Here is a 12,116-nt window from a genome sequence, read left to right on the forward strand (position 1 = left end):
GACACAAACACAACGGCCCACCGAAGGGCGGGCCGTTAGGTCGATAAACCGGGATCAGTCCTGGCGGCTGGTCACTTCCAGCAGGTGATAGCCGAACTGGGTCTTGACCGGACCCTGCACCACATTGATCGGGGCGCTGAATACCACGGTGTCGAATTCCTTGACCATCTGGCCTGGACCGAACGAACCCAGGTCGCCGCCCTGACGGCTGGACGGGCACGAGGAGTTGGTCTTGGCGACTTCAGCGAAGTCGGCGCCGGCTTCGATCTGGGCCTTGAGTTCGTTGCACTTTTCTTCGCTGGAAACCAGGATGTGGCGGGCAGTGGCTTTGGCCATGGGTAAAATTCCTTTCAATAGCTTTAAAGGTGTTGAGCCTACCGGAATCACTGACCGGTTGTTGTCAAAAATGCGTCAAAACCTTGAGTCTGTCGATCAAAGGCCGGCTTTGCGCAGGCGTTCGGCGTGGCGCACGTAAAGCTCCACCGGGTCTGTGCCCTTGCGGCTGCAACCGGCTGTCTGGTTGATGGCGTCCATGTGGTCCAGTGGATAGTCAGAGCGAATGACCTTGCCCAGGTGCGAGCTGAAGCGTCCCACCAGGCCGTCGTTCTGCCCGGCTTCGGTGATGAAGTACTCGGAAAAGGCCCTGCAAAAACCCTGCAGAGGATCCATCGCATTGCATGCGCCGTTCTCGGAGTCCGGCAACGTGCCGCTCCATGAGTAGTAGCGCACCCCGTTGACCCTTTGTGCTCCATTGCCGCCCCAGTGTTTGGGCAGGCCTTGGGGGTATTTGTCATTGAACGCGCCTACGCCTTCGGTGGTCAGCGCCGCCAGTGCTGCAATGGCGGCGTGCGGCAGTTGCGTTTGGCCGCCCAGCAACGAGATGAAGTCTGCAAAAAGCGTGGCGACTCTATCCGCCACATGCTCTGGCAAGCGCCCCGGGGTCAGGGCCTTGTAGAGGAAATCAATCAGTTCGGAGCCATGATTGGGGCCGCTGACCGAGGTCACCGAGGCCACCCTGTCGGGGGCAACAGCGCCGGCGTATCGGGCGGCCAGCGCGCCCTGGCTGTGGCCGATCAGGTTGACCCTGGTGGCGCCGGTGCCGCTCAGGATCCGATCGATCTGTGCCAGCAGTTGTTCGCCACGGGCTTCATTGGAATGTGTCGCCGACAAATAGGGGATGAACACCCGGGCACCGGCGGCGCGTAATGCCTGTTTGATCCCGTGGAAAAGTTCGAAGCCGCCGACCCTGTCAAACCCGAACAACCCATGGACCAGCAGGATGGGAAATTGAGTGGTTGCATTCCGTTGCATGTTCGTACCTTTTTCGAAGAGGTTCCTATTGAATTCGCGACCACACTCTAATGCAGGCTTGTGCTGGGCGGTGTAGGAAGAAACCGCAGTGATCTGCTGAAAACGGAATAGAAGAAGTGGGAAGGGTCAGACTGGAAACCGGACGGACCTGAGCGTATCGGGATACTTCCGATAGCCCTTGGCGCTTGCGGCTACAACTTCACGGGCACCAGGCCACTCCCGCGGTCGTCTTGTCTGACTGTGGGTTTGGGACGGTCGAGGTTTAATGGCTTCATCGGGTGCCGCGATGTGAAGGCGGTGCCTTTATCCAAGGACTGGAGCCTATGTATGACCACTTACCCATCTGCCTCGCGAGCCCGGCTCGCACCCCTGACGAAATTGCCACCACCGTCTCTGGCAGCGGCCAAGGGAGGGGTGATCAATCCCGCTTGGCGCAAGGTCGTCATCACCGTCAAGCCCTATCCAATGATGACGTGCGGCGATGAAGTGCTGCTGTTCTGGCATGGGCTTAACTCAGATGCCGAGCCCTATCGACATGAAGTGCGAAGGTTCATCACGGAGCGACAGGTGGGGCGAGAGGTCGTTTTTGTCGTGCGCGAGCCGCATATCGCCGAGCTGGATGGCGGTTCGCTGGAGATCAGCTACCAGGTGACGAGCAAACGCCTGCCGGCCGCGCTGGTTTCCGAGCTTTTGCAACTGGATATCGGCGATGTTCCCTTGCAACTGCCGGCCGCCGTTGCCAACGATGCCGTGGGTGGCAGCCTGGATCCGGCGCGGGTGCCCGAAGGAACGTACGTGACCATCAGGCCCTATTCCAGAATGGCCGTCGGCGACCGGTTGATCCTGATTGCCAGCAACGACTCCAAGGCCGTTTGGCGCGATGTGCTGGATATCGAGGCTCATGCCGTCGGCCGCGAGGTAGCGTGCTGGATCGATCATTCGCTGATTGCCCCTCACGCGGGTCAAAGCCTGAGCCTGACCTATGTCGTCAGGCGCGGACATTCGGTGCGCCGTGCCGAGCCGCTGTCGTTGCATCTGGGGCCTTTGCGACGTCCTGCGCTGAAAGCGCCGTGGATTACGGGATTGAACGAGGGCGGGCTGGATGTCGACGGGTTACAGGAAGGGGTGAGTGTCGTCATCGACGGAGCCGGGCTTGAGGCTGGCGAGCTGGTCTGGCTGCAGTGCAACGGCAATTACGCGCATGTCGCCGAGCGCGAAATCACCGCGGCGACGGCAGGTCAAGCGCTGACCTTTGTAGTGCCCGCGGCGTTCTGGCAGGACCAGCGCGGCAGGTCGGTGCACTTGTTTTATCAGGTCGAGCGCCTGGACGATGTGAGCCAGCACTCGGAGTGGGTCACCGTCCAGGTTCGCTCCGAGACAAAAAGCTGAGCGCCCTCGCTGGGGAGGGCGCTTTCAGGATTCAGGCCGACACTAGCTGACGATGGGCCTGACGCAGCAGTTGCTCGGTGGATGCCCAACCCAGGCAACCATCGGTCACCGATACGCCGTAACGCAGCGACGGGCCCAACGACTGGCAACCTTCGAACAAGTGGCTTTCCAGCATCATGCCGATGAGGGAGCGGTTTCCTTGCAAGCGCTGCTCCAGGACGTCGCTGAACACCTGCGGCTGCCGCAACGGGTCTTTGCCGCTGTTGGCGTGGCTGCAATCCACCATGATCCGGGCCGGTATTTTCAGGCGGGTCAGGTCATTGTGTATCTGCGTGACACTCTGCCGGTCATAGTTCGGCCCGCGATGGCCGCCGCGCAGCACCAGATGAGTGTCGGGGTTGCCCTGGGTCTGGATGATCGCCGGATGCCCTTGGCTGTCGACGCCGAAATGCCGATGAGGGTGGGCTGCCGAGCGCATGGCATCGCAGGCGATGCCAACACTGCCGTCCGTGCCGTTCTTGAAACCGACCGGCATGCCCAGGCCGCTGGCCATTTCCCGGTGGATCTGCGATTCGGTGGTGCGTGCGCCGATGGCGACCCAACTGAGCAGGTCATCGAAGTAGTTGGCGGCCATGGGTTGCAGCAGTTCGGTGGCTACAGGCAGGCCAAGCTGGAGCATCTCGCGCATCAACTCTCGCGACAGCGTCAGGCCGGCGGCCATGTCATCGCTGCCATCCAGGCCAGGGTCGTAAGCCAGGCCTTTCCAGCCTACGGTGGTGCGGGGTTTTTCCACGTAGGCGCGCATCACCAGCAGCATGCTGTCGCTGACTTCATGGGCCAGGCGAGCGAGGTTGGCGGCGTATTCGAGGGCCGATTTCGGGTCGTGGATGGAGCAGGGGCCGACAATCACCAATAGACGGGAGTCCTCGCCGTCGAGGATGGCGCGGATTGCCTGGCGATGGGCATTGACCTGTTGGCTCAGCGCCGAGCTGAGGGGCAATTGTTGCTTGAGCTGCAATGAGCTGGGCAGACGCAGGGTCAGGGCTTCATTGGCGGGGTTGAGCGTGGACAGCGGCAAAGCAGAGACGGAAGAATTCATGATCTGGTTTCCTGGGCGGACAGCGGGTTCATTCCCGCGCGCCGGCCCTATTGGGGTGTTCGACAATTGGCCGTATTGGCCCGCAACTGAGGCTTGCCACCGGTAGGTGACCGATCGGAGGCGGCAGGCTGGCCCGAGCGGTGGCTGGTAAATCGCCAGGCGGAAAAGCTGTCGTAACGGTAATAAGTGGCGTCGTTCATGGCTCAATCCTCAAGTTTGTCGGGTGTCGCAAAAATGTGTGGGGCTGAAAAAACAAAACCCCCGGTCGGGAGGCCGACCGGGGGTTAGAAAACTCTGGAAGGCGACCCGTTTAAATTGGGCGCCGGTTGGGTATCAGGCGCGCCAGTGGCTAAACCAATACCCAAAATAAAAGCTGACCGGAGTCTGAACACTGTTCGCCCAGGCAGCCGCAACCGAGCGCTGGGCGCTGGCGGTTTGAAGCGATGCGAGGGTGTTGAACATGGTCTGTCTCCGATGAATGGACCTGAGCTTACTCGAGCAGGGCGGGCCGGTTCAATCAGAAAATTCTATCGTGGGCATGTGATTGTTCATCCTGGCTGGAGTCCGGTGGGTTTTGTGAGAAACTTTGGGCTTGCACTTTCTTTCGGCCTTCGAGCCCAGTCGAAGGGGCGACAACGCTTTGACGAGGTACCCATGAATTTCCAGTGGCGTGCGGCAACGGCCGAGGACATTTCTTTTGCCCGGCAACTGACGTGCGTCAACATGCTGCCCTATTACTTGCAGCACGATTTGTTATGGCAGGACGAAGCATTCGATCTGGCCTGGATCATTCGCCAGAACTGGATCATCTGCCGCGAGGGGCAAGCGCTGGGTTTTGTCAGCCTTAGTCGTGATGCGCGGGCGTTGTATATCCGAGAACTACAGATTGCCGAGGCGTTTTGGGGGCAGGGCGCTGGCACTTGGGCGATCGGTCAGGTTTGGGACATGGTGGCGCAGGAGCGACGCCCGGCTCTGCGCCTGACGGTTTTCAAGAACAATCCGGCCAGGGTGCTCTACGAGCGCCAGGGCTTGCGGGTGGTCGGCGAGGATGAATGTTTCCTGAGGATGGAGCGGGATGCCAGGGCTTGAGGCCGCGCAGCGTGCGCCTCTGAAAGACGCGTTGTAACTTTTATATGTCCCTTTGCGCTAGGTCTGTCGGATGCTTTTTGCTAAGGTGTTGGGCAACCCAAATAAGACCAAATCGTGAGGTGTCTGCTTGATTAGGGTGTTAGTGGTCGACGACCATGATCTCGTCCGTACGGGCATTACACGAATGCTGGCTGATATTGACGGTCTGCAGGTAGTTGGCCAGGCTGAATCCGGGGAAGAGTCCCTTATCAAGGCGCGTGAACTGAAACCCGACGTGGTACTGATGGACGTCAAGATGCCAGGCATCGGCGGTCTTGAAGCCACGCGTAAACTGCTGCGCAGCCACCCGGACATCAAGGTGGTCGCGGTGACCGTGTGTGAGGAAGATCCGTTCCCGACCCGGTTGTTGCAGGCGGGTGCTGCGGGTTATCTCACCAAGGGCGCCGGTCTGAACGAGATGGTCCAGGCCATTCGCCTGGTGTTTGCCGGTCAGCGTTACATCAGCCCGCAAATTGCCCAGCAGTTGGCAATCAAGTCGTTCCAGCCGACCAATGAGTCGCCCTTCGATGCGCTGTCGGAGCGGGAAATCCAGATTGCCTTGATGATTGTTGGTTGCCAAAAGGTGCAGATCATCTCCGATAAGCTGTGCTTGTCGCCCAAAACCGTCAACACCTACCGTTACCGAATCTTCGAGAAGCTGTCGATCAGCAGCGATGTCGAGTTGACGTTGCTGGCGGTGCGCCACGGCATGGTCGATGCCAGCGCCTGATAATGACTGAACTGTTTGATCCAAGTGCTTTCCTGTCCACGTGCAGCGGCCGCCCAGGCGTCTACCGCATGTTCGACAGCGATGCGCGCCTGCTTTACGTCGGCAAGGCCAAGAACCTCAAGAAGCGTCTGGCCAGCTACTTTCGTAAAACCGGTCTCGCACCCAAGACCGCCGCCCTGGTGGGGCGCATCGCGCAAGTCGAAACCACCATCACCGCCAATGAAACCGAGGCCTTGCTGCTCGAGCAGACGCTGATCAAGGAATGGCGGCCGCCGTACAATATTCTGCTGCGTGACGACAAGTCCTACCCGTACGTGTTTCTGTCGGACGGGGCATTTCCGCGCCTGAGCATTCACCGCGGGGCCAAAAAGGCTAAAGGTCGGTATTTCGGTCCTTACCCCAGCGCCGGGGCGATCCGTGAAAGCCTGAGTCTGCTGCAGAAGACTTTCTTCGTTCGCCAATGCGAAGACAGCTATTACAAGAACCGTACCCGACCCTGCCTGCAATACCAGATCAAGCGCTGCAAAGCGCCGTGTGTCGGGTTTGTCGATCCAGAGGTCTACGCCGAAGACGTGCGGCACTCGGTGATGTTTCTTGAGGGGCGCAGCAACGCCTTGACCGATGAACTGTCAGCGGCGATGGAAGATGCGGCGGTCAACCTTGAATTCGAGCGGGCCGCCGAGCTGCGCGACCAGATCGGGCTGCTGCGCCGTGTGCAGGACCAGCAGAGCATGGAAGGCGGCAGCGGCGACGTTGACGTGATTGCCGCGTTCATCAACCCGGGCGGCGCCTGCGTTCACCTGATTAGCGTGCGCGGCGGCCGGGTATTGGGCAGCAAGAACTTCTTCCCCCAGGTGGGTATCGAGGAGGACGTCGCCGAAGTCATGGCGGCGTTTTTGGGTCAGTACTACATCAGCAGCCCGGAACGCGACCTGCCTGCCGAGTTGATCGTCAATGTGGTCCACGATGACTTCCCGGCCCTGGTCGAGGCCATCGACAAGCTTCGTGGTCGTGAACTGACCATCAGCCATCGCGTGCGTGGCACCCGGGCGCGCTGGCAGCAACTGGCCGTGACCAACGCCGAGCAGGCCCTTGGCGCACGCTTGGCCAACCGCCAGCATGTGGCGGCACGGTTCGATGCCCTGGCCGACGTCCTCAACCTGGACGAGCCGCCGCAGCGGCTGGAGTGCTACGACATCAGCCACTCCAGTGGCGAAGCGACCGTGGCGTCTTGTGTGGTGTTTGGTCCGGAGGGGCCGATCAAGTCCGATTACCGGCGCTACAACATCGAAGGCGTGACCCCGGGCGATGACTATGCGGCGATGCATCAGGCGCTGATGCGCCGGTTCGGCAAGCTCAAGGACGGGGAGGGCAAGCTGCCGGACATCCTGCTGGTGGACGGCGGCAAAGGCCAACTGTCCATGGCCCGCGACGTATTGAATGAGCTGATGGTCCCCGACCTGATCCTGCTAGGCGTGGCCAAGGGCGCAACCCGCAAGGCCGGTTTCGAAACCTTGTACCTGAACGATGCGGCTCATGAGTTCACCCTGAAAGGGGATTCCCCGGCGTTGCACCTGATCCAGCAGATCCGTGACGAAGCTCACCGTTTCGCCATCACCGGACATCGCGCCCGCCGGGGCAAGACCCGCCGCACATCGACGCTGGAAGGTGTGGCAGGGGTCGGGCCAACGCGACGTCGCGATCTATTGAAACATTTTGGTGGATTGCAGGAGCTGTCTCGTGCCAGCATCGAAGAGATAGCCAAAGCTCCCGGTATCAGTAAAAAGCTCGCTGAGTCGATTTATGCAAGCCTGCATAGCGAGTAGAATGCCCGTCAACCTCGCAGCCAGTTGTGCCGATGAATATCCCAAATCTGATTACCGTACTCCGCGTCCTGCTCATCCCGATCTTCATTTTGTTGTTCTATTTGCCGTACCACTGGAGCTATGTAGCCTCCGCCTCGGTCTTCGCCTTCGCCGCCGCAACCGACTGGCTGGACGGCTACCTGGCCCGACGCCTGGAGCAGAGCACGCCTTTCGGCGCCTTCCTGGACCCTGTGGCCGACAAGCTGATGGTCGCAGTGGCCCTGGTGCTGCTGGTACAGGAACACGGCAATCTCTGGCTGACCTTGCCGGCGGCGGTGATCATCGGTCGCGAAATCGTCGTATCGGCACTGCGCGAATGGATGGCCGAACTGGGCGCCCGCGCCCAAGTCGCCGTCTCGAACCTCGGCAAATGGAAAACCGCCGCGCAAATGCTCGCGCTGGTTATCCTGCTGGGCAACCCGGCCAACTTCAATTTCTGGGTGTTGTTGGGCTATGCACTGCTGCTGATCTCCGCAGGCCTGACGCTGTGGTCAATGGTCCAGTACCTACGCGCCGCCTGGCCACATCTGCGCACCGACGTAGACCCGAAATAAAACTTTTTTGAATCAAGGGGTTGACGGCGTATTCTGAGTCTATAGAATGCGCCACACCAAGACGCGGGAATAGCTCAGTTGGTAGAGCACGACCTTGCCAAGGTCGGGGTCGCGAGTTCGAGTCTCGTTTCCCGCTCCAAGATTCAGAAAAAGCCACTCAGATGAGTGGCTTTTTTTTGCCTGGAATTTGGTGCTTAGGCGTGGGCTCAGCGTTTGTGATCAAGCGTTGGCAGATGCAGTTGCCCATCTACGACGTCATGCAGATGTCGGATACTTCAATCATGTCGTCCGCCAGGCGCGATGACGCCTGACGTGGTACGTCTTCTTGATTGGTATGGAGAAGAGAAGAGTGGGTACACTGCGGTGCATCATTTTTGGGTCTAGCAATGAACCTTACTGACGCTACGCTCGTGCTGCTCCTGGCAGCGCGTATCCATGGAACAGACGAGGCCGTCAGGGCTTCAGCGAAGCAAACGCGACCTGATCTACAAGGTAATCGACAGCCGAAGTCCTCTTGATCTGGTTGGATTTCTGGCAGAGAACCTGGATAACTGAAAATCAACCGTCTGTGGCGCGTGCAGCTTTCGAGATGGCTCTCAGAAGCGAGCCGTAAAGTTATTCACGAAAAGCGTGGGTATATCTGTGAAAGCTCCACTGCTCTGAGTCGCTGTTCACTCGACCATCAATTTCTTTGTACATAAAGCTGCCCGATAGCAGCGTACTGACCCCTCGGGCTGGCAGGCTGGTACAAGTTGCATGGCTGCTATCGTCAAGACCCTCTAATTTTTGTGTGGTGAGATGGCTATATGCAAAACATTCTGCCTTTCACAACACATAAGCATAAAGAGGGTTCGATATGTGCAAGTTTCACCGTAGCGTGTTGTTGCTCTCCGCCTTGAGTACCATGAACTCAGGCGCTTGGGCCTACGAGTTGTACTCCGATTCTGACACTACATTGAAATTGAATGTTCAAGGGGCTGTGGGTTTCTTTCATAGCGACGAAAGTTACAATCAGGGTGGCCCGATAAAACCAGGTTCAGTGGCATGGCAAGAGGGTTTTGTACGCTACGGGATGAGCGGAACTCAGGTCTTTCCAGGTTCTGCAAACACTTCGTTGTATGGAGAATTCAACTTGGTCAGCAATGCTACCTGGGGTGAGGGTGACGCAGCTGGCTATACCGATGGAACGGAGCGTCGTACGGCTGTTGACCGTGCCTACGTTGGCTGGCGCTCCGGGGATCTGTTTCCGGCCTTGGGCAAGGACGGCGTAGACTTCTCCGCCGGCAGCCAGAAGGTCAAGATTGGTGATGGGTTCATCATCAACGGTGATGGTCTGAGTGTGGGTAATAACTTCGCCGACGGTAGCCTTGATCGCGGAGGGGCCTACTATCTGACCGCCCGCAATGCCTTCGATCGGACAGCCTGGTTGCGCCTCGGTGGACAGGAGGGTTGGCGCGGGGATTTGATCTGGTTGAAGTCAGATAATGAAATCAAGGCCAAGCCTGAGCTCGGTATCGGTGTGCTTGAGCATGTAGCGCCTGAGGGTACGGTAGGTCTGACGTATATCAAAGGGTTAGGCGTTGATGACAAACTGGCGAATGCTTTCAGCAGGCAGCGCGACGGTTTGAAGGTCACCAGCTTGCGTGCCCAGGGTAACGCTGGGGTTAAAGACTTGTTCCTGTCCTTCGAGTATGCCCATGAAGAGAAAAGTCTGGGTGATGAACATGCTTGGTATGCCGAGGCGGGCTGGACGTTCTCCGCTGCACCTTGGCAGCCACGTCTCGGTTACCGCTACAGCCGCTATTCGGAAAACTACGATCCGCTATTCAGTGGCTTCAGTCGGGGTTATGGAACCTGGTTCCAGGGCGAGGTGGCGGGTAATTACTCAGGTCCATTTCAGCGGAATGCCGCCATTCAGATGGTCAGCCTTGGCCTGACACCGCATCCTGATGTAGCGATGGGTGTACTTCTCTTCGATTTCAACACCCTCGACCCTGCTCAAGGCTACCTCGACGCTAAAGAGTTGGATCTTTACCTCGATTGGACCTTGGGACAGTTCACGGTCAGCCCGCTAGTAGGCTTGTATAAGCCGAAGAAGAGCGCAGAAGAGGGTGGGTCGCAACAGGGTAGCGATGACCTTAACCTTTACAGCCAGTTGGTCATCTCATTTGCATTTTAGTGATCGTCTCCTGCCGTAAAGACGTTAAACCATAAAGACATTACGAATAGGATATATCCGATGCGTGCTCCCTTTTTTCGCTCCGCGCTGGCTGCGACAGTCGGTATAGCTGCTTCACTCAGCGTCTCGTGCGCGCTGGCCGCCTCCAGCGACCCTACCAAGCCAAATATTCTAGTTGTCGTTGCCGATGACATGGGCTACTCCGATCTTGGTAGTTTCGGAGGTGAGATAGAAACCCCGAACCTTGATTCCCTGGCAGCGTCCGGGGTGCAACTGACCAACTTCCAGGCTATGCCTGCCTGCTCTCCAACCCGTGCCGCGCTGCTGACCGGGGCGGACCCCCATCAGGTCGGCTTGGGCAATATGGCTGAAGAAACAGCACCTAACCAGGAAGGCAAAAAGGGTTACGAAGGGTATCTGAATGATCGGGCAGTCACGATCGCCTCCCTATTGCGCGATTCAGGCTATGACACGTACCTGGCAGGTAAATGGCATCTTGGAAGTACTGAGCAAACCACTCCGAACCAGCGCGGCTTTGAGCATTCCTTCAGTATGCTTAGCGGTGGTGCCAGTCACTTCCCGGACATGAAGCCTGCCTATGCACCTACGCCGGAAGCTAGGGCACCCTACGCGGAGGACGGCAAAATACTTAAAACATTGCCCGCGCAATTTACCTATTCCAGCCAGTACTACGCGGATAGGATGATCGACTATATAGCCGCAGATAAGGACAGTGGGCGTCCATTCTTCGGCATGATGGCCTTCACTGCGCCGCATTGGCCGTTGCAAGCGCCAGATGAGGCTGTGGCCAAATATCGAGGTCGCTACGACGCTGGTTATGATGCATTGCTCGAAGCCAGGCTGAGTAAGCAAAAAGCCTTGGGTCTGGTGCCGGCGGGTGCCGAACCGGCAGCCCGTTCCCCTAAAGGTCGGCCATGGAATAGCCTCACCGACGAAGAACGTAAGCGTGAAGCCCGTGCAATGGAAATCTATGCGGCGATGGTGGATCAAATGGACGTAAACACGGGGCGTGTCTTCGACTATCTGCGCAAAAATGGTCTGTACGACAATACGGTCGTTATCTTCATTTCTGATAACGGCGCGGAAGGCCACGACCTGGACGATACATGGCCAGGCGACAAATTTCCAAAGATCCGCAAGGTAATCGACGAGACTAACGACTTCAGTTTCGAACGCATGGGTAAGCCTGGTTCCTACACATTCCTTGGTCCTAACTGGGCTCGTGTGTCATCCCCGACCTTTAGCCTTTTTAAAGGTTTTCCGACCGAGGGAGGCACCCGTACTGCGGGTATCATCCGCATTCCGGGTATTGAATCGCACGGTAAAAAGCTCGACAAGCTGGTCAGCGTCAAAGATTTCGCGCCAACATTGTTAGAGCTGGCAGGTGTCAAACGTCCTGGAGTGCAGTACCACGGCCGTGAAGTTGCACCGATGACGGGGACCTCGATCATACCGCTGCTCAAGGGGCAGAATGTGGCTGAGCGAACGGAGGCCGGTGAATTGTTCGGTAAGCGCTTCGTACGTAAAGGCGACTGGAAGCTGGTGCATATGCCCAAGCCATGGGGTAATGGTGAGTGGCAGTTGTTCAACCTTCATACGGATCTGGCTGAGGCGCACGATCTCAGCGCGAAAGAGCCAGCTAGAGTGGCAGAACTAAAAAAGACGTGGGACCAGTACGCGCAGCAAAATCAAGTGGTCCTGCCGGATCAGGTCAGCGGCTATTGATTTACGCCTAAGCGGAACCAGTGGCGGAGGATCTTCGCGGCTTCTACTCGATAAGAGATTGATCAATGCCTTACCGGGCCGTTCTAAAATGCTTGTGCTTGTTGCAAATTTTGTT

Annotated in this window: 12 protein-coding genes and 1 tRNA gene; 8 read left to right on the forward strand and 5 right to left on the reverse strand. The window is 58.1% G+C overall.

The genetic code is table 11. From position 1 onward, the window contains the following. Nucleotides 1–54: 54 nt before the first annotated feature. Together BMY45_RS07250 and BMY45_RS07255 are read right to left on the reverse strand one after the other, a co-directional pair. Nucleotides 55–336, reverse strand: coding sequence for a peptidylprolyl isomerase (locus BMY45_RS07250; protein ID WP_092396109.1), 282 nt, complete (start codon nucleotides 334–336; stop codon nucleotides 55–57). A 96-nt stretch (nucleotides 337–432) separates the two neighbouring features. Then, complete coding sequence (locus BMY45_RS07255; protein ID WP_092396111.1) at nucleotides 433–1,311, reverse strand: esterase/lipase family protein; 879 nt, start codon at nucleotides 1,309–1,311, stop codon at nucleotides 433–435. 327 nt (nucleotides 1,312–1,638) lie between these two features. Here BMY45_RS07255 and BMY45_RS07260 point away from each other — a divergent pair, with 327 nt between their 5' ends. Next, the gene (locus tag BMY45_RS07260) at nucleotides 1,639–2,700 is read left to right on the forward strand and encodes a hypothetical protein (RefSeq protein WP_256573630.1); all 1,062 of its coding nucleotides are present in this window, start codon (nucleotides 1,639–1,641) and stop codon (nucleotides 2,698–2,700) included. 31 nt (nucleotides 2,701–2,731) lie between these two features. Here the strand turns inward: BMY45_RS07260 and BMY45_RS07265 are convergent, their stop codons facing one another. From BMY45_RS07265 to BMY45_RS28345, 3 genes are all read right to left on the reverse strand, one after another. Then, nucleotides 2,732–3,799: a 3-deoxy-7-phosphoheptulonate synthase gene (locus BMY45_RS07265; protein WP_092396115.1), complete on the reverse strand. Its 1,068-nt coding sequence runs from the start codon at nucleotides 3,797–3,799 to the stop codon at nucleotides 2,732–2,734. Nucleotides 3,800–3,846: 47 nt separating this feature from the next. Then, nucleotides 3,847–3,999, reverse strand: coding sequence for a hypothetical protein (locus BMY45_RS28125; RefSeq protein WP_177193312.1), 153 nt, complete (start codon nucleotides 3,997–3,999; stop codon nucleotides 3,847–3,849). Between the two features lie 133 nt (nucleotides 4,000–4,132). Then, nucleotides 4,133–4,261: a hypothetical protein gene (locus BMY45_RS28345; RefSeq protein WP_256244308.1), complete on the reverse strand. Its 129-nt coding sequence runs from the start codon at nucleotides 4,259–4,261 to the stop codon at nucleotides 4,133–4,135. Nucleotides 4,262–4,453: 192 nt separating this feature from the next. On the opposite strand from BMY45_RS28345, the gene BMY45_RS07270 reads away from it, so the two are divergent. From BMY45_RS07270 to BMY45_RS07300, 7 genes are all read left to right on the forward strand, one after another. Next, nucleotides 4,454–4,888 (forward strand): GNAT family N-acetyltransferase, encoded by a 435-nt coding sequence (locus BMY45_RS07270; protein ID WP_092396898.1) that lies wholly within the window; start codon nucleotides 4,454–4,456, stop codon nucleotides 4,886–4,888. A 127-nt stretch (nucleotides 4,889–5,015) separates the two neighbouring features. Continuing rightward, nucleotides 5,016–5,657, forward strand: coding sequence for a response regulator transcription factor GacA (gene uvrY, locus BMY45_RS07275; RefSeq protein WP_024781217.1), 642 nt, complete (start codon nucleotides 5,016–5,018; stop codon nucleotides 5,655–5,657). A 2-nt stretch (nucleotides 5,658–5,659) separates the two neighbouring features. Continuing rightward, nucleotides 5,660–7,483: an excinuclease ABC subunit UvrC gene (gene uvrC, locus BMY45_RS07280; RefSeq protein ID WP_092396117.1), complete on the forward strand. Its 1,824-nt coding sequence runs from the start codon at nucleotides 5,660–5,662 to the stop codon at nucleotides 7,481–7,483. A gap of 32 nt (nucleotides 7,484–7,515) precedes the next feature. After that, on the forward strand, nucleotides 7,516–8,076 hold the full coding sequence (gene pgsA, locus BMY45_RS07285; protein ID WP_047227859.1) for a CDP-diacylglycerol--glycerol-3-phosphate 3-phosphatidyltransferase: 561 nt from the start codon (nucleotides 7,516–7,518) through the stop codon (nucleotides 8,074–8,076). Between the two features lie 63 nt (nucleotides 8,077–8,139). After that, nucleotides 8,140–8,215, forward strand: a tRNA-Gly gene (locus tag BMY45_RS07290). Between the two features lie 717 nt (nucleotides 8,216–8,932). After that, nucleotides 8,933–10,255 (forward strand): alginate export family protein, encoded by a 1,323-nt coding sequence (locus BMY45_RS07295; RefSeq protein WP_092396119.1) that lies wholly within the window; start codon nucleotides 8,933–8,935, stop codon nucleotides 10,253–10,255. Nucleotides 10,256–10,315: 60 nt separating this feature from the next. Continuing rightward, the gene (locus BMY45_RS07300) at nucleotides 10,316–12,001 is read left to right on the forward strand and encodes an arylsulfatase (RefSeq protein WP_092396121.1); all 1,686 of its coding nucleotides are present in this window, start codon (nucleotides 10,316–10,318) and stop codon (nucleotides 11,999–12,001) included. The last annotated feature ends 115 nt before the right edge of the window (nucleotides 12,002–12,116 follow it).

This window comes from Pseudomonas sp. NFACC39-1, from assembly GCF_900110355.1.
GTDB lineage: Bacteria > Pseudomonadota > Gammaproteobacteria > Pseudomonadales > Pseudomonadaceae > Aquipseudomonas > Aquipseudomonas tehranensis.